This is a genomic window from Stygiolobus sp. CP850M, assembly GCF_037389425.1.
Lineage (GTDB): Archaea > Thermoproteota > Thermoprotei_A > Sulfolobales > Sulfolobaceae > Stygiolobus.
Genome location: NZ_JBBHKR010000104.1, coordinates 1 through 24,038, shown reverse-complemented (window position 1 = coordinate 24,038; position 24,038 = coordinate 1). Strand labels below are relative to the sequence as shown.

Annotated in this window: 25 protein-coding genes and 2 pseudogenes; 17 read left to right on the top strand and 10 right to left on the bottom strand. The window is 36.2% G+C overall.

Annotation, left to right across the window (positions count from 1 at the left end; translation table 11 throughout):
* The coding region (locus WIW89_RS13100; RefSeq protein WP_337721091.1) for an MFS transporter at positions 1–707 on the top strand (707 nt) is incomplete at its 5' end.
* On the opposite strand, the gene WIW89_RS13095 is transcribed toward WIW89_RS13100, so the two are convergent.
* Positions 700–1,218, bottom strand: a complete 519-nt coding sequence (locus WIW89_RS13095) for a hypothetical protein (RefSeq protein ID WP_337700086.1) — start codon at positions 1,216–1,218, stop codon at positions 700–702. The two genes, WIW89_RS13100 and WIW89_RS13095, sit on opposite strands and share 8 nt — an antisense overlap.
* A gap of 303 nt (positions 1,219–1,521) precedes the next feature.
* Between WIW89_RS13095 and WIW89_RS13090 the strand changes: the two genes are divergently transcribed.
* Complete coding sequence (locus WIW89_RS13090; protein WP_337721093.1) at positions 1,522–3,114, top strand: APC family permease; 1,593 nt, start codon at positions 1,522–1,524, stop codon at positions 3,112–3,114.
* Positions 3,115–3,170: 56 nt separating this feature from the next.
* On the opposite strand, the gene WIW89_RS13085 is transcribed toward WIW89_RS13090, so the two are convergent.
* Positions 3,171–4,670 (bottom strand): cation:proton antiporter domain-containing protein, encoded by a 1,500-nt coding sequence (locus WIW89_RS13085; protein WP_337721090.1) that lies wholly within the window; start codon positions 4,668–4,670, stop codon positions 3,171–3,173.
* 41 nt (positions 4,671–4,711) lie between these two features.
* Between WIW89_RS13085 and WIW89_RS13080 the strand changes: the two genes are divergently transcribed.
* Positions 4,712–5,296, top strand: a complete 585-nt coding sequence (locus WIW89_RS13080; protein ID WP_337721089.1) for a DedA family protein — start codon at positions 4,712–4,714, stop codon at positions 5,294–5,296.
* 81 nt (positions 5,297–5,377) lie between these two features.
* On the opposite strand, the gene WIW89_RS13075 is transcribed toward WIW89_RS13080, so the two are convergent.
* The 6 genes and pseudogenes from WIW89_RS13075 to WIW89_RS13050 form a co-directional block, all read right to left on the bottom strand.
* Complete coding sequence (locus tag WIW89_RS13075; protein WP_337721088.1) at positions 5,378–5,581, bottom strand: hypothetical protein; 204 nt, start codon at positions 5,579–5,581, stop codon at positions 5,378–5,380.
* Positions 5,582–5,626: 45 nt separating this feature from the next.
* Positions 5,627–5,701, bottom strand: a pseudogene (locus tag WIW89_RS13070) (hypothetical protein); the annotation flags it as partial.
* A gap of 60 nt (positions 5,702–5,761) precedes the next feature.
* Positions 5,762–6,172, bottom strand: coding sequence for a hypothetical protein (locus WIW89_RS13065; RefSeq protein WP_337721086.1), 411 nt, complete (start codon positions 6,170–6,172; stop codon positions 5,762–5,764).
* Positions 6,173–6,202: 30 nt separating this feature from the next.
* On the bottom strand, positions 6,203–6,646 hold the full coding sequence (locus WIW89_RS13060) for a hypothetical protein (RefSeq protein WP_337721084.1): 444 nt from the start codon (positions 6,644–6,646) through the stop codon (positions 6,203–6,205).
* A complete protein-coding gene (locus WIW89_RS13055) occupies positions 6,643–7,161 on the bottom strand; it encodes a hypothetical protein (protein ID WP_337721083.1) in 519 nt (172 codons plus the stop codon). The genes WIW89_RS13060 and WIW89_RS13055 overlap by 4 nt, the downstream gene beginning before the upstream one ends.
* Positions 7,112–8,056 (bottom strand): glycosyltransferase family A protein, encoded by a 945-nt coding sequence (locus WIW89_RS13050; RefSeq protein ID WP_337721082.1) that lies wholly within the window; start codon positions 8,054–8,056, stop codon positions 7,112–7,114. Before WIW89_RS13050 ends, WIW89_RS13055 begins: the two co-directional genes overlap by 50 nt.
* Positions 8,057–8,089: 33 nt before the next feature.
* Between WIW89_RS13050 and WIW89_RS13045 the strand changes: the two genes are divergently transcribed.
* On the top strand, positions 8,090–8,548 hold the full coding sequence (locus WIW89_RS13045; RefSeq protein ID WP_337700100.1) for a hypothetical protein: 459 nt from the start codon (positions 8,090–8,092) through the stop codon (positions 8,546–8,548).
* 126 nt (positions 8,549–8,674) lie between these two features.
* On the opposite strand, the gene WIW89_RS13040 is transcribed toward WIW89_RS13045, so the two are convergent.
* Positions 8,675–9,058, bottom strand: a complete 384-nt coding sequence (locus WIW89_RS13040) for a DUF1634 domain-containing protein (protein WP_337721081.1) — start codon at positions 9,056–9,058, stop codon at positions 8,675–8,677.
* The gene (locus WIW89_RS13035) at positions 9,048–9,908 is read right to left on the bottom strand and encodes a sulfite exporter TauE/SafE family protein (protein WP_337721079.1); all 861 of its coding nucleotides are present in this window, start codon (positions 9,906–9,908) and stop codon (positions 9,048–9,050) included. The genes WIW89_RS13040 and WIW89_RS13035 overlap by 11 nt, the downstream gene beginning before the upstream one ends.
* Before the next feature lie 179 nt (positions 9,909–10,087).
* On the opposite strand from WIW89_RS13035, the gene WIW89_RS13030 reads away from it, so the two are divergent.
* From WIW89_RS13030 to WIW89_RS12970, 13 genes and pseudogenes are all read left to right on the top strand, one after another.
* Positions 10,088–10,945, top strand: a complete 858-nt coding sequence (locus WIW89_RS13030; RefSeq protein ID WP_337721078.1) for a sulfite exporter TauE/SafE family protein — start codon at positions 10,088–10,090, stop codon at positions 10,943–10,945.
* Positions 10,938–11,282, top strand: coding sequence for a DUF1634 domain-containing protein (locus tag WIW89_RS13025; protein ID WP_337721077.1), 345 nt, complete (start codon positions 10,938–10,940; stop codon positions 11,280–11,282). Before WIW89_RS13030 ends, WIW89_RS13025 begins: the two co-directional genes overlap by 8 nt.
* Positions 11,283–11,353: 71 nt before the next feature.
* A complete protein-coding gene (locus WIW89_RS13020) occupies positions 11,354–12,172 on the top strand; it encodes a helix-turn-helix transcriptional regulator (protein ID WP_337721076.1) in 819 nt (272 codons plus the stop codon).
* Positions 12,169–12,564: a CBS domain-containing protein gene (locus WIW89_RS13015; RefSeq protein ID WP_337700112.1), complete on the top strand. Its 396-nt coding sequence runs from the start codon at positions 12,169–12,171 to the stop codon at positions 12,562–12,564. Before WIW89_RS13020 ends, WIW89_RS13015 begins: the two co-directional genes overlap by 4 nt.
* A gap of 76 nt (positions 12,565–12,640) precedes the next feature.
* Entirely contained in the window at positions 12,641–13,075 is a 435-nt protein-coding gene (locus WIW89_RS13010) for a rubrerythrin family protein (protein WP_337700114.1), read from the top strand.
* Positions 13,072–14,268, top strand: coding sequence for a heterodisulfide reductase-related iron-sulfur binding cluster (locus WIW89_RS13005; RefSeq protein ID WP_337721075.1), 1,197 nt, complete (start codon positions 13,072–13,074; stop codon positions 14,266–14,268). Before WIW89_RS13010 ends, WIW89_RS13005 begins: the two co-directional genes overlap by 4 nt.
* Entirely contained in the window at positions 14,261–14,824 is a 564-nt protein-coding gene (locus WIW89_RS13000; protein WP_337709678.1) for a DUF3501 family protein, read from the top strand. The genes WIW89_RS13005 and WIW89_RS13000 overlap by 8 nt, the downstream gene beginning before the upstream one ends.
* 131 nt (positions 14,825–14,955) lie before the next feature.
* Positions 14,956–15,348, top strand: coding sequence for a universal stress protein (locus WIW89_RS12995; RefSeq protein ID WP_337700120.1), 393 nt, complete (start codon positions 14,956–14,958; stop codon positions 15,346–15,348).
* Between the two features lie 69 nt (positions 15,349–15,417).
* On the top strand, positions 15,418–15,867 hold the full coding sequence (locus WIW89_RS12990; RefSeq protein ID WP_337700122.1) for an alanyl-tRNA editing protein: 450 nt from the start codon (positions 15,418–15,420) through the stop codon (positions 15,865–15,867).
* Between the two features lie 182 nt (positions 15,868–16,049).
* On the top strand, positions 16,050–17,519 hold the full coding sequence (locus WIW89_RS12985; protein WP_337721074.1) for an MFS transporter: 1,470 nt from the start codon (positions 16,050–16,052) through the stop codon (positions 17,517–17,519).
* A 619-nt stretch (positions 17,520–18,138) separates the two neighbouring features.
* Positions 18,139–22,008 (top strand): protease pro-enzyme activation domain-containing protein, encoded by a 3,870-nt coding sequence (locus tag WIW89_RS12980; protein ID WP_337721073.1) that lies wholly within the window; start codon positions 18,139–18,141, stop codon positions 22,006–22,008.
* Between the two features lies 1 nt (position 22,009).
* Positions 22,010–23,776 carry a peptide-N4-asparagine amidase gene (locus tag WIW89_RS12975; RefSeq protein WP_337721092.1) on the top strand — a complete coding sequence of 589 codons (1,767 nt, stop codon included), beginning with the start codon at positions 22,010–22,012 and terminating at the stop codon, positions 23,774–23,776.
* A 66-nt stretch (positions 23,777–23,842) separates the two neighbouring features.
* Positions 23,843–24,038 (top strand): annotated as a pseudogene (locus WIW89_RS12970) (mandelate racemase/muconate lactonizing enzyme family protein); the annotation flags it as partial.

The window sequence follows — 24,038 nt, the reverse complement described above, 5'->3', positions numbered from 1 at the left end:
CCTTGGGTTTCGGCTTAGGTTCAGCTATAGCAAATCCCTTTATTACTTCAGCCACAAACTTCAGGTTACCGACCCTTGTGATTGGACTCGTAGAGTTAATGATACTGCCCGTTTTATTATTTATAGTAGATTATCCCAAGAAAGTGAAGGGTGAAAAGCCAACTAAAGTGGTCAGAACACTCACATGGTGGTTGATATATGTCTCCTTTGCAACGTCAGCCGTGCCCCTAACTGTTCTCTCTTCCTCTCTTTCCGCACTTTCTCCCAAAGATCTCCTCGTTTTATTAGTTACAATCTTTCCCTTGCTCAGCGGTATTAGTAGACCTATTATCGGTTATATTTCGGACAAACTGGGCAGGGAGAGGATTACTTCTGCGGTACTTTTTGTAATGATTCTAGGTAGTGTTTTTTTCTTGTTTAATCTCGTAGTTCCTTCTGTATTATTAATAGGCTTTTTTGGAGGGTCTATGATAACTCTCTTCTTTGCTTTATCTGGTGATATATTCGGGGAAAAATATTCTACTTCTAATAATGCTATTCTCTACACTGGAAAGGCTGTAGCTGGTGTATTAGGTAGTACTGTTTTCAGTTTGTTATTACTTTATGATCCTTTTTACGCCAGACTTTTTGTCCTCATTAATGCCGTAATCGGTTTCTTACTCGTTTTCTTAGTAACAAAGGGTAGTTCTTCTAAGGTTGTCAGCTAAGAAATGAAAGTGCTGTCTTTACCGCAATGTCTTCTTGTTCACTTATTATTTTATAGTAAAGAGACAGCCCCTTTATTACGTTTTCAATACCCCTTTTGAGGTCATGAGTTTCGCTCTCGACTGTCAAACATCCATTTTCATTCTCCTTGTATTGAAAGTCTTTAGTGAGATCGTTCACCAGATCAACACCTGGGAATGGTGTTAGACATAGTTCACTCGTGGTAGATACGGTGGAGTTTTTTAGTTCTAGCGGTAGCACATACTTAACATTTCCGGGTTTTTCAAGAATTTCAGCTAACCTTTCGAGTTTTACATTTTCTAGATCTTTTAGTTTCTCTTTAGGAAAGTCATTACTCACAAGTATCACGTAGTTTCCTACTTGTTTGTAAATATATTTCCCTTCTATGCCAATGACGTAATACCATCCCTCTTCATTAACGTCCCCCATTATGTAATTTGAGATGGAGTTACGAAATTCAAGTAAGTTAGTGTAAATTTCAATTCGCGGCATTAAGATATTGTTTATTACTTTCAGATGTAAAGTCTTGTGTTGTATTTTATAATCTCTTTTTCCTCAGGTATAAAAAGATAAGTCTAGAAGTATATTCTAATTATCTTTAAACATTGTAAAAATGTTGAGTAGGTAGATAGTACAACTGATCACTTTAAAGTTTTATATAATGTATTTTTTTAGAAATTAATTTCGATTCACTTTTGAAGAGTTTATCTTTACAGAATTTAATTAAGGCTTTTTTGAAGGCTCTCCACATAGTTAAGTTTAATAGAGCTGTTGTAACGCGTGAAAAATGGAGAAATGACTCAAGAGAATAAGTCCTTATTTCTCAGGGAAAGCTCCGGGTTAGTTAGGGAAGTGAGCCCATGGGCATCAATGTCAGCGACATTCGGTCTCGTAACCGGTGGAGTGCCAATCCTTATACTGTCGTGGCTCTTCACAGCCCCCGGGGCTAACTGGATACTTTCTTTTTTATTCATGTTACCCGCGACTCTGGGTACGGCTTTCCTATTCTATGTAGCTGGGGTTTCCATGCCTAGAGCCGGAGGAGATTACGTGTTTAACAGTAGGGCTGTTCATCCTGCTGTAGGCTTTGTCAATTATTGGGGTCTTTTCATAGGGTTCGCACTATCTTTAGGCTATTATAGCTATTTGGCAGCCCAGTGGTTTTCCTACTTGTTCTCTGGGATAGGTTTGGCTTATAACAATTCTTATTTTTTATCAATAGGAAATTTCTTAGGTACGACTCAAGCTGAGATCGCGCTGGGAACTGCAGTAGTAATCATGTCCTCCTTATTGGGGGCATTTACGCGCTATCAGTGGAAGTTCGTACTTTATGGTGGAATAATAACGCTAATAACGTCGGTCATCATGTTTAGTGCTTTAGTTACTATTCACCCTTCGGACTTTGCTAATGCGCTAGCACAGAATACTGGAATAGCCGACGCATATAATGAAGTGATAAATGACGCTATTTCTAACGGTTTATCATTTTATCCTACACTTTATGCTACTGTGCTGGCAGGACCCGTGGTGTGGTACTATTATACATGGTATAACTTACCTGCGTCGTGGAGTGGTGAAATGAAAAAGCCTAAACAAAACGTGTTGTATGCAACTATAGTTTCGATCTTGATTATAGCAATTTACTATATTGTCTTTACTTATCTTAACTTAAATGCTTTCGGTTACAAGTTTCTAACCGCATGGAGCTATATAAGTAATAACGGGGTAAATGATACAGTATATAACACCTTACAGGGTATAGGTAACTTCACTCCTTATTTCGCGTTCATAACGACACATAGTTTACCCCTCTTCATTATTATGTTCATAGCCCTATGGTTACCTAACTTCTACAGCAACCCACCACTAGTTGTAGCGTTAGTCAGGTATTTGTTTGCGTGGTCTTTTGACCGCATAATGCCTGCATGGCTAGCAGACGTCAACGAAAATCTAAAGGCTCCAGTTAAGGCTACAATACTAGTGGGAATACTAGGTGAAATAGGAGTTTTACTATACGCATTTAATACTCCAATAGCGATTGTAGATACAACCGTCGTGTTCGAGATAGGATATGCTGTTTTCGCACTCTCAATAGCTCTTATGCCCTTCTTAAGGGCTAATTTGTTCAGGAATACAGTAGTTTATAGAAAGACCATAGGTAAAGTGCCGATAGTCAGCATAATAGGGTTCAGTGTGTTTGCGTTCCTAATATATATTCTTGCTATTACATGGGGTAATCCAGTTCTATTGCCGATAAACTTACCTACTCTGGCTTCGTTAGCGGTAATTTATGCTTCTGGTATTGCAATTTACACGATAGCCTACATTTATAATGAGAGAAAAGGAATAGATCTAAGTATATTGTTCAAAGAAATTCCTCCAGAGTAGTTTCCATCATTTAAGTGTTTTTTAAGTAAAACGTCTTGATTTTATACCAAAAAGTTTTATTGGATTACTTTTCTTAGTAGTTCTCTTTCATATATTACACCTAATAGTTTACCCTCTCTATCTACTACGGCTATTACTGATGTCTCCGTTTCTCTGAACCTTCGAAGCACATCTATCACCTTAGTTTGCTCGCTCACAATTTCCACATCTTCTAATCCTACATCGCAAACGTTTAATCTCTCGTAGTAAGCTGGGTCAATTTCTAATAAAGTAGCCGTAGTGATTACTGATATAGGTCTCATTCCCTCATTAACTACTACTAATGCTCTAACTCTCTTATCGTTCATTAAGTTTACTACTTGTCTCAAATTATCACCACATGTTACAAACACTTTTTCTTCTACTACATCTTTTACTGGTATAGCTAGATTCAATTTTTTCTTAGTCTCAGTTTTAGGTCTTCCGTACTTCAACCTAAATATGAGAGGGAAGAAGAGTGCAACGTAAGTTATAGTTAATGTTGTGAAAGAGTATTGAAATTGAGATATAAGTGTTGAAGACAATGCAGTGATCAGCAAGGAGACGTCAACTCCTCCTTTGACCGATGTTCCTATTCCGTTAAGTATTGGGTCTATGTTATGAACTTTCGCCATTAGAAAACCCGAGACGAACTTACTTGTGATGACGGCTAAGAACAAGGCTACCGATAAGAAGAGGAGTTGCGGAGTTATCCTGACAAAATATAGTCCTATACTCACGAAGAAAAGAGGCTCGAAAAAGCCGTAGGTAAAGGCATGTAATCTCTCCCTTAGATGAGGTCTGTCTGCAAAGTAGTCTCTGAGTAAAAAGCCCAAGAAAAGGGCGGCTATAGCCGAGTTGAATCCGTAAATGTCCGCAAAGAAACCTACGATAAGTATAATTGATATTATTGTTGCGAATTCTACTTCCCTAACTTTAAAATACCCCTCTACAGCTTCTAGTGTTTTCGCTATATACTTACCTGAGACGGTTATTAAGATTACAAGTAATACCGTGCCTATAAGCTGTAAGAGAGAAAGGTGGGTAATTATCGAGAACGTGAAGATCGATATGATCTCGTTTAGTACTGATTGCTTGAAGATTTTTATACCTAACTTTTCCTTCGCTATACCTATGTCTGTAAGTAGTCTTGTTAAAGGTCCTACACTAGTCATTACCAAAGGTATTACAATAACTAAATCAAACATCCCTAAATAATACAAGGTTAACGAGATCACTATTAACGGTACTATTATCTCTATTAGTGATGTTAGTAAGTCTTTTTTATCTACGTTAAATCTTTCACCTATTTCCTCAGCTCCTGCGAGGAAAAGTAAAAATACTATTCCTAACGACGCAATAAACGATACAATGTCGTTAAGTTTCACTAGGTTCAAAAGACCAGGGCCTAAGATAATTCCCATGAGTATTGGTCCTACAAATCTTACGAGGTTAAGTCTTCCAAATAGCTCTTCCATCAACTTAGCTGCTAGTAGCAATACTCCCAGATATAATAGACTGGTTACAGCGATGTCCATAGCAAAGAACTTTTTATGCTTTACCGGTAAAAAGACTACCGATGTATGTATTTAAAGGAATTTCTGGTTACATCACGATCTTAGCCTTAATGATTCTTGAAGGAATAGGTTTTCCAATACCCAGTGAGGTTATAATGCCTCTGGTTGGCTATTTCTCGAAACTTGGTTATCTCGATATAGTTGTAGGAGTATTAATAGGGACTATCGGAAGCATAATGGGGTCTATTGTAGATTATTATTTGGCATTAAAGCTAGGGCCAAAATTCGTAAGGAAGTTTGGAAGATACGTTATGTTTGACGAGGAGAAGGAAAGACTACTTAACATATGGTTTCAAAAGTATGGTGTAGTGGCTGTGTTTGGTTTCAGGTTTGTTCCTGAGTTTAGGGCGTTAATATCATTCCCGGCTGGATTGGCTGGGATGAATTTAGCAAAGTTTTTAATTTTCACATTTTTAGGTCATTTAATCTGGGATTCCTCGTTAGCGTATGCAGGTTTTGTGCTTTACCAACAAGTTGATTACGTAATCACGTTGGCCGAGAAGTTCTCAGAAGTGATACTTATAGTATTCATTATAGTAGTTGCAACATATATTTTGTATAGACTTAAGTTCACTTCCCGTTCTTAATTTGCCAATAGGCTTGGTCAAAAGCCTTATTTACTGTGTTAATCAAATCGTTTAGATTGTTTACGTTATTTAAGTTTATAATTACCGTAAAAACGTTTGTTCCTCCGTTTTTACTGGAAAAACTATCTTAGGAATTTGGTTCTCGTCTTTAAGGTAGTCCTTCAGGATATCCTTAGCTCTCTCCATAACTTTCTCTCCTTCCACATCAGCATTCACATTGACTTGTAATGGATAAACTAATCCCCCTTCAGTTCTCTCCAGCTTATAGAATACTGTGTTACCCAAAAAGGCTGAGTTAGGTATCTTTACTAGGTTCCCGTTAATAGTAAGAACCTCTGTAAAGAGTAGAGAGACTTTCTTTACCTCTCCTATAATGGGAGATCCCCAAATCCAAGAAATTAACGATACTGAATCACCTGGACTTAGAGTCCTGCTTGATGTAACTAAAACACCCGAAAGGAGATTTTAGGTTACTGTCTGAACCGCAAGGCCTATTACTATACCGCCTACAGCACCTCCCACCACGACACCTGTGAGGTTTACGTGAAGTGTCGTAAGTATAGCCAGAACTAATATAGTGTAGAACACTACATCTAGAGAGAATTTTATAATATTCGCTACCCCTCTTTCAAGTTTGGCAAGGAGTGTCATTGAAAGTAGTTGTTGAATCAACCTTATTACCAGATAACCTCCTACAGCAACAATAACAACGCTGATTCCAGTCTTTATGTCTGGCTCTATCTGAGATACTGTTGAAATAATTGACTTCGGTAGGTTTGGTATTAGTAAAGTTAAGATAACTCCCGTTAGATAGTAAAGTATTGCTAAAGCTACTAATATAACTAAAATTTTAATGAGCTGATTCCTCCATTGCATAAAAGTGGTTAGAGTCTACTACTAAAAAGATTAACTAGACTTAAGTCTTCTATATAATCTATAAAAAAATACTACAAGTGTTATTTGACCGAAGTCAAGAACCAATTCTGGTGGTGCTGCACCGTATTTTATATAAAAAAAGAAGGGAAGGATTATCATTTCTGGTTTCCAAATGGTATAGACTAAATAAAAATTCAGGTAATTTATTATGCTAAACGAAAGAGCAGAGGCATCGATTAATGAGTTAATCATCATGTTTTTAGATCCCCAGAACAGGACAGTGAAAACAATGAAGAACATAAGAAGGATAAAGCCGGAGAAAGACAAACCTACTGGAATTTGTAGGTCGTAATTAGGGAAATGCGTAGGTTCATCTATTGGTGCTAAAGGTCCAAAAGCTAGAGCTATGATTATAAATAATATTGTTAGTGCAATGACATATGAATAATAATCGATAATTTTGCTAAAACTCATTCAATTTCCTCTTCTTTGAGTTTTAATAAAACTTTTCCTATCTCCTCCACTAGTTCCTTGAGGGTAACGTAAGCTTCTATAACCTTTTCTCTGTTATGCCCGTAGATCGCTAAATTGTTCATGGAAATACAATAGTGAGGGAAAAGTAAGCCGTAATCACCACAGAACTTTGTAAATTTTACTTCTATATTCTGGCTGAGTTTTAGTTCCCTGAACGGTATATCAACGTGGATTTTCACTTTTTTATCATAAGTTAACACTTCATGTTTCGCCTTTCCAGTTACGATATAAAGAGCCTTTAAGAGGTTTAGTTCTTCGCTAGAGAATGGTAACTTAATTTCTATTTTGCGAAAAGTTAGAAGATCAGTGTTTATTGAGAAATCCGTAACTATACATTCTTTTATACTGTTAGTCCTTTTGATTGAGTTGTTTTCAATATAGAGAACTTCTTCCTCTTTTTCGCCCTTAATTCCTGCTTTGTTGTCTTTCGTAATACATATTTCTACTTTTTTCAATTATCTCTTTCAACCTCTCCCTAAATTTCTTGGGGGGTAATTTATTTTCAATTCCTTCAATTGCCATGCCTATTCCAATCTTTTCTTCCTCCATTTCAACTTGGTCAAGTAACCTCCTTAATAACTCCAAATCTATAGGTAAAAGAAAGTTAAACATATAAGGAGAAGTAAATTTTTCGATTCTTAATTCCCAATCGTTATTCAATGGTCTAGATAAGGAGTCATTATCTATGTGTACTACTTTAGCTTTTTTCATCACAACTGAATGGTAACCTAATTTTATTGCATTTACAGCAATATAGGACTCATTATAACTTCCTCTTAAGCTATACGTTAGAACTCTTGTTTTCGAGTACACTTCTCTTTTAATGCTCATATTTACCCCCGCTATTGCAATACTTTTGCCGTAACCTTTCTCTCTGTCAACACTGAAACCCGTCTTTGTTAAATACGCTTTATATTCGGAGAAGGCAGGTGAATATTCATGCATGAAGTCTGTCTTTTTGAATCTCATGTATAAACTATTAGGATAATTGATCCATTTCTTTCCTATAATTTCTCCTGAAATAACTCCTACGTCTCTATTACTCTCGTGGAATTTTACGTGCTCCATAACCCAGTTTTTGTCCGGAATTGCATCATCATCGGTAGTTAATAGTATTTTTCCGTCTGCATTTTCTAAAACTAAATTCAATCCTTCCTCAAAAAGTCCTTCTTTTTGTTTTAGAAACCTTATGTTAAGAACTTTTTCGTATTCTTCAAATTCACGTGTTAAATTACCTTTATAGGTGATTAGAATATCGAAATCGTCTTCTGACTGCTGCATCAATGCCCTTAATGTTTTATGTAAAGATTTTCTTAACAAACTAGGAATTCCTACTGTTGCTTTAACCATATCTTTTAAACTTCGTTTTCACAGTATTTATTTGTGAATACTAAATTACTGGCGATTCTTTTGATAATCTCCGTGCTAGCTAATGTTTACTTAGCTTATTTATTGTCTCACGTAATGCAGACTCAATACATAGGTTATGCTAGGAATATTTCTACTAATTCTTTTGCAAGTTCTTACTCTTCAATTAATTCTCATACATCATCTTTTACACGTTCCGTAAAATTGGTCTTAACACATGATTCTCAAGTCACTTTCTCTCTAGTTAATAACGGTAACAATATAACTTATGCACTAGTAATAATAACATTAATACACGAAGGACATCATGAAGAAAAAGTAATAATCTTAACGATTCATAATGCATCTGTTACTAGTGAGTTAGATAAAGGTGTTTATAAAGTAGAAGAGGAATTCAGTGTGGTTTATTCTGGGTACTTAAATATAAGTGAAATTTCCGTTAATATTAGTGTAAGTTCGATTGATGAAGAATAGGATACATTGTTATATACACGAGATAGAATTTTTATAAGATAGATTGATTCCTGATAAGTAAAGAATTACATATAATATTAAGTAAAAACTAATGAAAAATCATCAAAAATCATTGAGAAAGATGCGCTATTTACCTATTAATATGGGTAATAAGAAAATTGCAAACATTAAATTAAAGAATACAACAATTGTTATAATAGTATATAACTTATTTCTTTCTATAGCAAATTGGATAATTCCTAAGAGTACTCTGATCACGGGAGTTGCTATTAAGATCATTAGTCCTAAATATATATAATCTAGAGGACGAAGGATAGGTAACCCTGAAGGAATTTCGTATGGCATAAAAATGGAACTGTTAACTATTGAGTTAGGAGATGCTATCTGAGTTATGCTAAATCCGTTTGAACCTTGAAAAGTAAAAAGGAAGATTATGCCTAGTACTATAAATATTGCACTTAGTACTACTCCTATTCTTAAAGCGTACCCTATAATGTCATTAAAATCCAAACCCCATCCCTCTCATTATCATTTGTATTCCTAAAAATATCAGAATCGCTGTAAAGATATATCTTATGGATTTATTGGTAATTCTTACTAAAATTTTAGTTCCTATATAAGCTCCTATAAGAACTCCAATAGCTGTTCCAGCGGATAGGAAAGGCTGAATATACCCAAATAACCAGTAAATCGAGCTACCAGTAGCTGCTGTAACCCCTATCATAAAATTGCTAGTAGTGGTACTTACCTTCATAGGTAAGTTCATAGCCCAGTCCATACCCAGAACTTTTAACGCACCCGATCCTATTCCTAAAAGTCCTGAGATAAACCCTGCAAAAAACATTATTATTTCCCCAAGCCACCATCTTATTCCTATATACTCGACCTGCCTATTTAGGGCGGTGTCATAATATTTTCCGTATAATCCGAATACCTTAGTAGTCCAGTCCGGTTTTACGGCTTTGGGAAGTTCATATTTAGATTTAGATATCTGGACAAAAACTTGCGAGAGTAAGACTATACCGAAAACTATGTATATGATAAACTGTAAGTTGTGTGAGTAAATATAGGCTGTCGTTAGGGAACCCACAATAGAACCAGAAGTAGTTGCTATCTCTAATCCCATTCCTATTCTGATATTAGTGATTCTATCTTTAATGTATGCGCTAGCAGCACCGCTAGATGTTGCTATTGTGGAAATTAAGCTAGCTCCTGAAGCATAAACTATAGGAATTCCCATGTATAAGGTATAAATAGGGACAAGAAATGTTGCTCCACCTAGGCCGGTTAATGCACCAAGAATACCAGAAAGAGCACTTATAATTACTATCGTAATAAAAAACTGTAATGGCTCTAACATACTTTAATACTCTAATCTATTGGTTTTAAGATTGTCACCTCTTATTTATATTAACACTCTTTAATTAAAATCTTATAAAAATTACAGTTTGGAATTTTAATAAAATAACGATCATAGTGACGCTTTTATGAAAATTAAGAAAAAATTTTAATTCACTAATAGGAATGTGAGTTATCGAAATGTTAGTTGAGTTATTTTTGGTTTTGCTATTCTTATCAGCGATAGTCGCAGGGTTACTAGGGAGTTTGACAGGTTTGGGTGGAGGAGTAGTATTAACGCCAATATTAGTTCTATTTTTAGGCGTTCCAGTGCCTTACGCAGTAGGAACAAGCCTAATTTCTACAATATCTACTTCAGCCTCTTCAGGATCTAGATATCTAAATGCTGGAATAGCTAATATGAGGATTGCTATATCTCTAGAAATAGCTACAACTGCTGGTGCTATAACTGGTTCATTCCTAGAATTTTTAGTTGAAAAGTATAAGTTATTTACAGTTTTGGACATAATATTCGGTATAGTATTAATATTTTCAACTATACCTAATTTTATAAGAATGTCTAGTGAGGTTCCAGCATATGTAAGTCCAGACGGATTATCAAAATTAATGAGGTTACAAGGAGAGTATTACGACGAAGCTTTAAGACAAAAGATCTGTTATCATGGAGTAAGATATCATGTTGGGCTAGCTGGAATGTATATCGCTGGACTCGTTTCAGGATTATTAGGTATAGGCTCTGGTGCATTAAAAGTATTAGCTATGGATATTGGAATGAACCTACCTTTTAAAGTAAGTACCGCTACTAGCAGTTTTATGATTGGTGTAACAGCGGCAACTAGCTCAGGAGTATATTGGGCACTAGGTCTCATAGATCCAATAATAATCGCGGCTACCGTCCCTGGTGTATTTTTGGGTTCTTCGTCAGGAGCAAGGTATTTAAATAGATTTTTGAGTAGAAGGTTAAGGCAAATATTTACTTTAGTACTAGTAGCTCTTGGAATCCAGCTAATTTTGAGGGGGCTTGGTATTTTTGGATGAAAGGAAGGTCATAAGTTCAACACTTAGATACGGGGTTATTATATCTTCTATACTAATTGTAGGCGGAATGCTAATTTTCGTTGCGTTGCACAATAACTCCTCTGTTAACATATACGCATATAATACATCGAATATTAATGATATCTTTAACCTTAACAATCCTTTGAATATTTCTCTTTACGGTCTAATTATATTAATCTCCTTGCCTGTTCTAATAGTCGGAGAACAAATAATAATATATTCTACGGAGAGAGATAAGATCTATATACTTGTTAGTTTAGTAGTTTTGTCGTTTATGATCTTTGCGATAATTATAATGCCTAGATTGTTACATTAAGATAGGTTTTTCTTCCTTCTACTTCCCTATTTTATGTTAAATTTAATTCCTTAGTTGTTTTATTATAACGTGTGAAACTACTGGGCTTAGTAACGCTTCTCTCATTTTTGATAACTCTATCTATATTATCTACTGGAGTCTCCTCTTCAGTTGCTGAAACAATATTTTATAACGGGACTGTAATAATAAGGACTTATAATCAATCAGTAGTATATCTTCCATTGCAAAACATAACTAGATTACAGGCTAGTTCTCATTTCATATTACAGAATAATAAGGTTTTTCTAGCTAATCCCGATTCTGTTCTAAGTTATCAAGCTAAAATTAACGGAGTAATAAAGATTTCACAACCTTATAACTCCTCAATTTGTATTATACTACCTTATCAGACTCAGTTACTATACTTGTATCCAGCCCCGATATCATCTACCATAACACAAAGCGGCTTTCTAAATCTTACTTTCTATAGTTCAAATATAACTATAGTGTTTTCACCTTCTGCTTCAACTTTAAAGTATAATCAAAATACAAACGGGCTTTTTACTATGTTAGTAGTATTACTGATAATTAGCGTAACTTCCACAATAACACTTGCTTACTTACTACTCAAAAATTTTAGAAAAGAGAAGGTACAGGAAAATCTAGATAGTGTGGAAGTAGAAATAGATAATAACAATCTAGATGAAAGAGACAAAATAGTTCTAGAAGCAATAAGACAAGGGGCAGATACTCTAGCTAAAATTAGTAAGATTACGGGCCTGCCTAGAACTACGGCCTATAGGAGGGTTAAGAAACTGATAAGTCTTGGATACGTTGAGGAAATAAGAGAGAGGAATAAAATCAGATACGTTGCAAATAAAAATGTAGGTGAGAATGATAATAATATATGAAAATACTCCAACTCGTAAATCGAAGACCAGTCACAGCTAATTCCAAAATAAGCATCAAACAAGCCGCAGAGATAATGAAAAGGGAAAGCGTAGGTTCAATAGTGATTACTGACAAAGATTATAATCCAATAGGTATAGTGACAGAGAGGGACATAATTTACGCAATAGCTGACGGGATTCCTCTAGAATCTTCAATAGACCAGATAATGAGCCAAAACCCCGTTACTGTTGATGGTGATGCTGACATAAGCGAAGCTGTGGCACTAATGAGTTCAAGAGGAATTAGGCATCTCGTAGTCCTAAATAAAGAAGGTAAAGTAGTAGGTGTGATTTCTATTAAGGACGTCGTTAAAGCTGTAGGTAGCATAGCACTTGATCTAGCCTTTTGGTAATTAGAACTATTTTTAATTAAAAATAAACTTTAACTAGAAAGGTTTTTATATTCAGAATAACTAATAATTAATAGCTATGGTAAACCTAAAAGGTACTAAAACAGCTGAAAACCTTAAACACGGCTTTATGGGAGAGTCGATGGCTAACAGACGATATCTCTACTTCGCCAAGAGAGCGGATGAAGAAGGCTATCCAGAAATAGCTCAGTTATTAAGGAGTATTGCCGAGGGAGAAACAGCCCACGCTTTCGGTCACCTAGACTTCATAAGACAAGGAGGGTTAACAGATCCAGCTACTGACAAGCCCATAGGAACTTTAGAGGAGATGTTAGAATCTGCAATCGCTGGAGAAACTTACGAGTTTACCCAGATGTATCCTGGTTTTGCTAAGGTAGCGAGGGAAGAGGGATTCAATGAAGTAGCCGAGTGGTTTGAGACCCTTGCGAGAGCAGAGAAAAGCCATGCTGAAAAATTCCAGAACGTACTTAAGATATTAAAGGGAGAGCAATGAAACTGGTGTTGAACCCAGAAGACAAGTCTTTTTTTGATACTTCTTTAATCACATCAGAGTTTGTGAGACAAGCCTCTATTTGTCACGGGTGTAGGCTTTGCTTTAACTACTGTTACGCCTTTCCGAAACTTTTTAAGCTAACCGACTCTAAGGGACCCAAAAACCTAACATATGAGGATGCCGTTGATATTGCGTCGGACTGTTTCCATTGTAAAATGTGCTATACAAACTGTCCTTACACACCACCACATGAGTTTGAAATGGACTTTGCCGACTTGATGGAATGGGTTTGGTTAAGTTATAAGGGCAGAAAGCCGTTAACGCTCAGGGAATTTTTAAACGAGATGCTCGACTATACTAAGATAGGTAGAGGCTTCATTGTTAAGATGTATCCGCACAGTAGGAGGCTTATGGGAATAAGTGATGACGCACCGATGCCGGAGATGAAAAAGGAGTTATTTACTTTCATAGCAAAACCCGTGAAGGTTGAAAAACCGATAAAGAAGGTAGCCCTTTTCCACACTTGTTTAGTGGACAACTTTAACCACGAGGTCGGCGAAGCATTGCTTGAGGTTTACGGAAATCTGGGAATAGAAGTAAAGATAGTCAAGGAGTTCAAATGCTGCGGAGCACCTATGCTAGATGTAGGTGACGTGAAGAGGCTAAAGGAGAATGCCGAACATAATTATGCGTTAATGCAAAAACTTGTCAGTGAAGGCTACGATATAGTGTCCCCTATCCCAACTTGTACGTTAATGCTATCCAAGGAATACCCGTTAATACTAGGTAAGGATGAGATAAAGGTGTATGACTCGCTAGAGTATTTATTAAAGCTGGAACGTGAGGGAAAAATACAAATAAAAGGGAAATTCCCTAAGTCTGTTTTCTACCATCCGCCGTGTCACTTGAAATATCTGAAAGTGGGTTACAGTGGGGTGAATTTAGTAAGGAGAATGGGAGCCAAGATAGAGATCTCAGACAAGGGTTGCTCTGGAATAGATGGGGGATGGGGATTGAGAAATTATGAGAAAGCTAAAAATGTAGGGAGTAAAATGATGACTGCATTTAAGGAGAGTAAGGCTGAAGTATTTATGACCGAGTGCCCACTAGCTGGACTTCAAATTACTAAAGCGAGCGGAAGAAGACCCCTTCACCCATTAGAAGTTATAAGGGAGGCTATGAAAAATGGGTAAAATAACTCTTCATGATATAATTCCTTGGAACGAATACGCAAAGATCAGAATGGAGAGGGTTAAATTCATAGTTAAGGTAAAAAGTAGAAGAAGGATAGATTTAGGAAATAGGTTGACACTTCTTTTCGAGAACAGAGACACTGTACTACAACAAGTTCAAGAGATGGTGTATCTTGACAGGCTGGAGAAGAAAGAAGATATCGAGAGAGAAATAAAGATTTACAGTGATTTACTGCCTTGCGGAGGTAAAATAAAGGCTACTCTTTATATTAACGCCTTTGACCAAGAAGACTTGTTGAAGGTCTTTAAGGAGCTAAAGGGGATATATAACTCAGTGTTTCTGAAAGTAGGTGATAAATTAATTCAAGGAATGCCGGAAGCCGGTAGAGAGCAAGGTGAGGCTTTTAGTACGGTACAGTACTTAACTTTCGATTTAGAAGGGGCTAAAAGCGACGATATAGAGGTTCATGTAATTCACGAAAACTACCGTGTATCGAAGAAGTTAGATGTGGATTTGGCTAGAGAACTTATCAAAGAGGCTTACGAGGAATGTTAAAATATTTTTATAATCTCGATTATTGAAAGACATTGGTTTAAATAAAATTTAATAATACTTATGTGTAATCTAAACTATTTTTAACTTCTACTTGTCAACATTTATATACTATTCTGAGAGAAAGGTGATTTATGAAATACGTAGTAGCTTATGACGGATCTGAGTATTCAAAAAAAGCAATATCATTTTTACCTAAAATATTAAAGAAGGAAGACGAGGTCTATTTAGTGACAGTAGTTAAAGAACCTCCTAGATCTCCAGAGCAGAAAATAATTGAGGAACGAAGTAAGGCGGAAGAAGCACAGAAGGAGGTTATGAAGGAATTATCCGATTTTAAAGTAAAGACAGATATATTAGAAAGTTTAGACGTCCCAGATGCAATAATAGAATACTGCAGTAAAATAGGGTGTGATATTATAGTTACCGCTAGTAGGGGGTTGACTGGATTAAAGAGGATAGTTCTAGGTAGCGTTTCTCAAGCTATTTTAAATAAATCTCACGTACCGGTACTGGTAATAAAGTAGTCCTCAGTCGATAAATAATATATTAAACAATATAATTTTTTATATTGTTAAACGTAAAACATTCTTTATATGGATATTCAAATTAGAACACATACGGCATTGCATATAGTGAAGGGTGCTTTGAGAAAGGTTTTGGGAACTAAGTGGACGGCAAGCACTTACGCTAACGGTAACCACGGCAGGATAACAGTCGTGTCCGAAAGAAAGCCCACAGATGAAGAAATGGAAAAGGTTTTCCAGTTGGCAAATTTCAAGGTAAATGAAAACATTCCAATAATCATAGAGGAATTATCTCGAGAAGAAGCTGAAAGGAAATATGGTGACGAGATCTACGATCTCTTCCCTGTTCCATCAGAGGTTAAAATACTAAAAATAGTCATTATCCCACCTGACTGGAATATAAACGCATGTAACAAAGAACACACTAAGTCCACTGGAGAGATAGGTAAGATCATAGGAGATAAGTGGAGGTACAGAAATACAAAAAAGTTGTTGGAGGTATCTTTTGACATAGAGTAATGAGTAATTGTCCTAAGTTTATAGTTCTTCAAAGTTAGGGTTTCCGTAAGAGATTTTAGCGTGTAGATAATTTACTAAATTTTAAATACTATATAAAATATATAGTTGACAATAGGCTATATTTTCAAATATAAACTACTAAGGTAAATATTATATTTATGTATCGAGTGTAGATATTCGAAATGTCAAACAGTCCCTTTAAGAATATGGATTCTTTAAAGTTAACATTCAACCACATAAAGATATGGTATACAGCCGGAATGGGTTTTTTTACTGATGCCTATGATTTATTAGTTATATCCTTTATCTTGGCTACGTTTAATGATGCGTATAAATACTACGGAATGTCAATGCCCGGCTTCACAAATTATTTAATAGGCCCTAATAGCGCCTTTTGGACAGGTCTTCTGGGTTCATCAGCGATAATAACTGCAGTACTTGGCGAACTAATCTTCGGATTTTTAGGAGATAAATTAGGTAGGAAAGCCGTATACGGTATTGAGGCATCTTTGCTAACAATTGGTGCTTTGTTAAGTGCATTTGCATGGAACTTACCTTCGCTCATATTCTTCAGGTCTATACTGGGACTAGGAATAGGTGGAGATTATCCAATATCTGCTACAATAATGAGTGAATACGCAAACGTAAAAGATAGGGGAAAGTTAGTCGCCTTAGTCTTTGCTAACCAGGGCATAGGTTCAGTAGCTGCACTTGCTGTAGGTGTTATATCGGCCACTATATTTCCTCCCGATATAGCCTGGAGAGTAATGGCAGGAGTAGGAGCTATTCCCGCAGCAACGGTAATATATCTGAGGAGGAAAGTCCCAGAGACTCCTAGATACTCTCTTTTAGTTAAGGGTAGCACAGAAGAAGCTAAGAAGGCAGCTAAATATTTAGGAACTGATATTGAGGCAAACTCTAACGTGAGAAGCGGACATAAAGGAGTTAATGAGTTCTTATCTACTTACTGGCCCGTTCTGATAGGGACTGCCGGATCGTGGTTTTTAATCGATATAGCCCTTTATGGAACTGGTGTATACTCTTCTTCGGCTTTAGCTCCAGTGTTCGGGAGCCCGTTCCCTTCCCATGCAACCACATTATCTCTAGGCGAGTTTCAGTCCGATTTAGCTAAAGCATTGTTCTTAGGTGGAGTACCTTTCTTAGCAGGATTACCAGGCTACTTTACTGCTGTTGCTTTGTTAGATAAGCTTGGTAGAAAATTGATACAACTTCAAGGATTTATCGTTCTGGCAATAATTTATGTTGTGGTAGCTTCAGTTATGGTGGTGAAAGGGACAAAGGTAGAAGGTTTCACTATAGCTCCGACGTTAGCGTTTATCATTTACTCCTTATCTTTCTATTTCATAGATTTCGGTGCAAATACTACTACATTTGTAATCCCAGCTGAAGTTTATCCAACTAAATTTAGAACAACTGGTCATGGTATATCAGCAGCTTCTGGAAAGTTTGGTGCTGCAATAGCCACATATTTATTTCCATCATTATTAGCTGCAATAGGGATAAAGGAAATACTTATAATGCTCGCAATACTGAGCGTGATAGGAGCCATACTAACGTATGCACTTATTCCAGAGCCTAAGCTGAAACCCCTAGAGGAAGCCTCAAGGGAAAAGATAGAAGTGTCTCAGTGACTTACTTTAATTTTTTCATATAAAGTCTGTTACGCCCCGATTTATTTAGGTAAACTGAAAAGTCTCACCGAAAAACTCCTTTTCTACTCGCTCCTCATGATCCTTAAAGTTAGTAGTAATACTAGATTAACCGATATTATGTTAAAACCAGCTGTTAATAACAGCGTGATCTAAAAGTTCTTGCGATCGAATAATGGATTTTTCTTCGTATTATCATTTTTATTTTATCCTAAACTATTTCTTCTCCCTCAATAATAAGTACTCATAAGAACACTTAGTTAGTATTATTTCTTAAAAGTAAGCTCAAGGCTTAAGACAAAGGGTCTAGTTCCAGAATACATTCTCTATGTAGTTTATCCTAAAAAGAAGTCCTCAGACTACATTTGAGAAGAAGCAATGAAGATGAGTATTAGGTGATCAGTCAGGATTTACTACATAAACTGTTAAGTTTAATCTAAAAGATTTTTCTCTGTGACTCACCTCCTTATTTTTCTATCCTTTCTGGTTTCTAAACGGAAAATACATTAGTGAGCTTTTTAGTTTAACGTTTTTATATTACTTTACTTAAACGTTTTATGATATGATAAAACTACATTCGGTAATTCTTTTAATACTTTTTATGATAAATCTGTTAACATTCTTTGCCATATCTACAAATACTTATGCATCTTATGTAGGACCAGAAATTGGGAACTCACAACTTATAGGCTATTTGAACCCTCAACAACCAATATGTATAGGCATCCTCATACCGCCTAAAAATATGAATGAACTTTACTTATTAGCTCAGGAAGTAGCTTACCATCAGATAAAGCCAATTCCTACTCCGCAATTATTTTCAATGTTTGCCCAAAAGGATAAGGAGGATCAGATAATAAAATTCTTGAAAGAAAATGGTTTCCAACTTGTCTATAAGAGTCCCTTCGCCATTATAGCTGAAGGATATGTATATCAAGTAGAAGATGCGTTCCATACTAAATTAGCTCTATATAAAGATGGTAATGTTTTCTATTATATGCCTGTGACAGAACCAATAGTTCCGTCCGAATTTAGTGGTGTTATGATTCAAGGTCTAACTAACTATACTAACGTAAACTATCAACTAAACCTGATCGAGTTAGGAAAAGTAAAGGGGAATACTCTCATACCTTATATTAATTCCGCAGTAGCTAACGTGACTGGGTTTAAGTATCTATCATTTGCCGCTAATATGTACACTCCTCAAGATATAGTTGGTGCTTATAACATTACACAAGGAGGAAAGAATGTAACAATAGCGATAATTGATGCTTACGGGGATCCAACAATATTACAAGACCTTGCTTTATTCGATAAGGAGTTTCATTTACCTTCAGCTAATATATCCATTATTCCAATAGGTCCTTATCATCCTATTTTCGGTTTAACTACTGGTTGGTATTTGGAGACAGCTTTAGATGTTGAAACAGCTCATTCTATAGCTCCTTTTGCACACATCGATTTGGTAGTTCCTTCAAGTGTTACGTTTATCCCTGAGGCAATAGATTATATTGTCTCTAATGATGTTGCTCAAGTAGTGTCGATGAGTTTTGGTATTCCTGAGAACGTTTTAGGTGCATCTGGACTGTTTATCGTTTTTCAGGGGACAGCTTATCCAAATACACCATATTGGGATTATTACTTCGCCTTAGGAACTGTTGAAGGAATAACCTTTCTAGCATCATCTGGCGACGAGGGTGCAACGGCAGGAGGGCTTTCAACTTATAGTGGTGTATCTTATCCAGCCACAAGTCCTTTTGTAACTGCAGTAGGAGGAACGACATTATTCGTTAACGTGACATCAGGGTATTTATCGACAGAAAATTCTACAGCAACTTACGGGTATGAAACAGCTTGGTCTTTTGATAACATGTTCTTCTTCCCGTATGCAGCTTCTGACGGAGGTTATAGCGAAATATATCCTAAACCATGGTACCAAATAATGATCAACGGTTCCACTAGGTCAAGTCCAGATGTAGCAGCTGTTGCTAATCCCTATACTGGCGAAATAGTATATGTTTTAGGACAGCAGGTAGTAATAGGAGGTACTAGTTTATCCTCTCCTATATGGGCTGGTATTGTAGCGGATATAATATCTCAGACTCATAAACCAATAGGGCTCTTGAATGACATACTTTACTGGATATACTCTAACTCCACATTATATCAGAAAGCTTTCCATCAAGTTACATTTGGGTTTAACGGGCTATATACTGCTCATTCAGGTTATAACTTGGTAACTGGGTTAGGGTCTCCTGATTATTACTGGTTACTTAAGGCTGTTGAATATTATGAATCGATACCAAGGCTGGACGTATCGGTTACAGCTGTGGAACCTAACGTTCAATATCCATGGTTTATGTATAATTCTACGTTCATGATTATTTCTAAGGTATCCTATCCTAATGGAACCGAGGTTACGAATGGAAGCTTTAATGCTTACATATATACGACCAAGGGATTACTTACCTCGTTACCTCTGATCTTTAACGGCTCTTACTGGGAGGCAGTATACACAATTAAACCCAGCAATCCTCCAAACATATGGTATATAGTAGTGAACGGAACAGTTGGCAAATTAAGCGGAGTCGGAGCTTATGAGATAGACATAGGTCTCTCAGTTAACATAATTTCACCGGTGCCTTTCCCCTACGGTCTATCTATACCGCCTAACTCTCCATTTTCTATCGAAGCTTGTGTGTATTATCCAAATTTAACCCCTGCCAATGTATCCTTAGAAGCTCATTTCGTTCAAAATAATGCTGTGGTATATAACGTAACGCTTTTACCTACTTCCACTCCAGGTTTATATAAAGGGGTATTTGCTGTGGTCACTCCGTCTAAAGAAGGAGTTTTTGTAATGTTTGTTAATGATACCTACGGCAGTGCATTCTCTTATGAGACCATAGGAGGGCTTAACTTGATCACTTTGATTTTTACTCCTATTGATGATGGATTTCCATCAATTTCACCTAGTCAGAACATTACCATATTAGCTTTTACATATGATCAATTTGGATTAGGTATATTCACAAGTAACGTAACGGCATATATATACTCGCCTAAGGGGAATTTAGTTGGTAAAGTGAACCTAACACCTGCAACTGAAGCAACCCAGTTCGGCGTCTACAATTTGTTTGGTTTCCAAGAGGGTAATTTTACTGTCCCAGTAAATGCTTCACCAGGTTTCTATAGAGTAGTAGTAGTAGGGTTTTATAACGGGTCTATAGGCTTAGAAGAGATGAATTACACTACTTACTTCTATGTTTCTCCCTCAACTGCATCTGTAGATGCTAAAAGCGTAGGTCAAGTATTCGAAGGCCAATACATAAAAGTCTATGCTAATATAACTTATCCTAACGGAACCGAGATAACTACTGGTATATTTACAGCTACACTAATACCATATCAGAACGAGAATCAACAGATCTTTTTAGAGTCTGAAAACGAGGTTCCACTTCAATATAACTCTACATTGAAAGAGTGGGTGGGTTTACTTAGAGTGCCGGGAGGTATAAATGCTACTGTATATACTGGGAACTCTATATACTCTCTGGCTGGTCCTTGGAAAATAGCTATATCCGGGGCAAGCTATAATGGGTACAACTCTCTATCTTATGGAGGATATGTTCAGGTTGAACCTTATGTTTATTTGCCATCACTAAATCTAGGCTCATCAAAAATAATGTATTTACCGTTGATAACTGAAGTAAATGGTGCTTATGAGATTCAAGGAGTTTATATTCCAGCTCTAAATCTCTCAAACGGAAAATATATGATACAGAATTCAATAATAGGTTCCCTAGTATCTCAGAACTCAACTGTGATTGTAGAGGGATCAACAATATCAACTATTACTTCTTTAAATTCTAATTTAGAGTTAATAAATACGAAAATAGAGAATAATCAGGTAGGAATATACTCAATGGGTTCTAATATAACATTGAGTTCGGTAACTTTTGAGAATATAAATTTAGCTCTGAAATACGTAAATAGCAGTATAGTTACATCTGGTACGAGTTTTATAAATGTTAGTAAAATAAGCAACTTCCCAACGCCTCAACTTTCCTACCCCAATCAAATCACCTATCCTACGTCCTACATATTGGCTAATATAACCAATTATAACACCTCTGTGTTGAAAATCATAAAAGTTCTAGTGGATGGTAAACCGGTGAACTTTAGTGTAAGTCAGGGAATTAACGGAGTAGAAGTTAAGATACCGTTTAACTCAACCGAGATGCCTTCTGGAGTGAATGCTGTCTCACTCAAGGTTTATAATGGTATGTATTATGATCTTTCCTTTAGTGTAGATAATCAATATCCGTTCCAGAGTTTATCGTCATCAGTAGCTTCTTCGGTAAGTTCAACTAGAACATTAGCGTTATCGTTAGGTTTGGTAGCTATAATCTTGTCCGTTTTAGCTATAATTATAACCTTTAGGAAGGGAGGTGGCAAAAGTGGTAAATGAAATGAGAAAATTCTTCGTTTCATTTTTAGTTTTTCTTATAGTTTTTTCTCCTACATATTACTCTCTAAATACTGTAAATATTCATGAAAATACCTTAACAATCTCTAGGCCTCAACTCTTTTATAACATCACCTCGCCTATCCTTAAAGGGTTTACAGACCCTAAGTATTACTCCTTCCAGGCCTACGAGGTAAAGCCTCCTAACGTTACACCAGTTATAATTCATGTAGCCACCAATGCAATATTTAATAACACCGGTTTGACGCCAGAGAACTTCACCATTAAGGTTCCTAATGGTAGTTATAGCATGGTTATAATGAACGTGAGTATTTCGGAAAGTAACGGTATTCAATACGATAGGCAGGTTTACATATTTATTAATGGTGTCCCTATATTTTGGGGCTCTACTCAAGAGATCAATAATTCTACCGCTTCTGTAGACTTAACCATGTTTGAGAACTTATTAGTGGGCAGAAATGTTACGTTTCAAGCCGTTATAGAGAACTTCTATGATGCTAAGCTAAACATAACGGGTGTTTACCATCTTAATATCACTCTATTATTGTATCCCGGTATCGAACCCAAGGGCTTACCTAATATGTTTATCCCTCTCTTCGTGTCTAAGTACAACTACTCTTATATCATTCTCAATCCTTTAAACCCCTCCACTAGCCAAATAGTTAATATTCCTAACGGAACATATATGATGAAACTACTGATTTATGAAGAAGGAGGAGGGCTTGACGAATTCTGGTACACCAATGAGCCTGCTACAAGAAGTATTGAAGTATATTACAATGGTAGCCTTGTCGGTGTGGTAAACCCGTACCAAACTATCTATACTGGAGGAATAGATCTATTCTGGTGGAAACCTATTCCATCCATTAATACATTAGCATTTCATACACCGTATATAATCGACCTTACTCCTATGTTAGCTCTAGGTAATAAGGGTGTTATTACGGTTCATGTCACGAATCTAAGGGAGGCATTACAGATCACTGGGTCTACTGCTTTTGATTGGGATATTGCAGGCGTATTAATGCTATGGGTTAACACTTCTAATCCACTTATCTCAGGCAAGTTATTAACGAGCTATACAAGATACGTAGACTCTACGCCCATATTTACTGCTGGGTTCTCAGGAATATATTATCAAGAGGTAGGGAACTACCTCGTAAATTACTCGGCAGTTTTGAAGTTTAAGAGCGGTACTGAATATTCTCTAGTAACACAAGAAGGTAGGTTTACTGCATATCAGACTTTTAATAATATATATGAGAAAGCATATCTAGATGAAACGTTTAGCGAATATTCACTAGAAAGCGGGTTAGTAAACTCCTCAATGGTCATAAGAGGCAACTATCCTATACTGTTACAATTCTCAGCATTTGAAACTCCAATATCCAATCCCAATGTAATTCCTTACAACTTGACTTATATTCAGAACGGTACACTATCATTAGGATTATATTACTACTTTAGTACCTCCTATTCTTCGAGTAATAATACTATGTGGATCAAAGAAAATGAGACAAGTATAGGAGGGTTCAGTGGCATCTTAGAGATTATAAACAAATATGGTGGGGCATTACTAGTAAGCCTTACATCTAATAATGCCCTAACTGAAAAGAGCCTTACCGCCGAGTTCCTAGTTAATGGTGAAGGCTATAAAGAGTTATTTAACGCTGAAGCTTCGCAAAACAGTACCACTAATTTAGCTGGCTACTACATTAAGATCTCAGTGAACTATATTCCGATTAGCTAATTTTTCCCTACTAACGTTTTTTGTCTGTTTTGATAAACTTAAAACTGTAGAATAGAGATTTTTCTTATGTCAAAGATTTCTCAAATAGAGCCTATATTATTAGCTCATCCCGAAAAAGGGAGTGCCACATGGGCTTCAGTAATGATACTTGTAAGGGTAGTGACCTCAGATGGAATGATAGGATATGGAGAAGCTGTCCCTACACTTAGAGTTATTAACGTATATAATACTATAAAACAAGTAGCTAAGGGTTATATAGGAA

Bases quoted from the DNA above. Each gene is read 5' to 3' on its own strand.
- WIW89_RS13030 (WP_337721078.1), top strand. From the start codon at position 10,088: ATGTTAGTTGAGTTATTTTTGGTTTTGCTATTCTTATCAGCGATAGTC.
- WIW89_RS13035 (WP_337721079.1), bottom strand. From the start codon at position 9,908: ATGTTAGAGCCATTACAGTTTTTTATTACGATAGTAATTATAAGTGCT.
- WIW89_RS13050 (WP_337721082.1), bottom strand. From the start codon at position 8,056: ATGGTTAAAGCAACAGTAGGAATTCCTAGTTTGTTAAGAAAATCTTTA.
- WIW89_RS12985 (WP_337721074.1), top strand. From the start codon at position 16,050: ATGTCAAACAGTCCCTTTAAGAATATGGATTCTTTAAAGTTAACATTC.
- WIW89_RS13060 (WP_337721084.1), bottom strand. From the start codon at position 6,646: ATGAGTTTTAGCAAAATTATCGATTATTATTCATATGTCATTGCACTA.
- WIW89_RS12990 (WP_337700122.1), top strand. From the start codon at position 15,418: ATGGATATTCAAATTAGAACACATACGGCATTGCATATAGTGAAGGGT.
- WIW89_RS13000 (WP_337709678.1), top strand. From the start codon at position 14,261: ATGGGTAAAATAACTCTTCATGATATAATTCCTTGGAACGAATACGCA.
- WIW89_RS12975 (WP_337721092.1), top strand. From the start codon at position 22,010: ATGAGAAAATTCTTCGTTTCATTTTTAGTTTTTCTTATAGTTTTTTCT.
- WIW89_RS13010 (WP_337700114.1), top strand. From the start codon at position 12,641: ATGGTAAACCTAAAAGGTACTAAAACAGCTGAAAACCTTAAACACGGC.
- WIW89_RS13085 (WP_337721090.1), bottom strand. From the start codon at position 4,670: ATGGACATCGCTGTAACCAGTCTATTATATCTGGGAGTATTGCTACTA.
- WIW89_RS13015 (WP_337700112.1), top strand. From the start codon at position 12,169: ATGAAAATACTCCAACTCGTAAATCGAAGACCAGTCACAGCTAATTCC.
- WIW89_RS13090 (WP_337721093.1), top strand. From the start codon at position 1,522: ATGACTCAAGAGAATAAGTCCTTATTTCTCAGGGAAAGCTCCGGGTTA.
- WIW89_RS13065 (WP_337721086.1), bottom strand. From the start codon at position 6,172: ATGCAATGGAGGAATCAGCTCATTAAAATTTTAGTTATATTAGTAGCT.
- WIW89_RS12995 (WP_337700120.1), top strand. From the start codon at position 14,956: ATGAAATACGTAGTAGCTTATGACGGATCTGAGTATTCAAAAAAAGCA.
- WIW89_RS12980 (WP_337721073.1), top strand. From the start codon at position 18,139: ATGATAAATCTGTTAACATTCTTTGCCATATCTACAAATACTTATGCA.
- WIW89_RS13080 (WP_337721089.1), top strand. From the start codon at position 4,712: ATGTATGTATTTAAAGGAATTTCTGGTTACATCACGATCTTAGCCTTA.
- WIW89_RS13095 (WP_337700086.1), bottom strand. From the start codon at position 1,218: ATGCCGCGAATTGAAATTTACACTAACTTACTTGAATTTCGTAACTCC.
- WIW89_RS13005 (WP_337721075.1), top strand. From the start codon at position 13,072: ATGAAACTGGTGTTGAACCCAGAAGACAAGTCTTTTTTTGATACTTCT.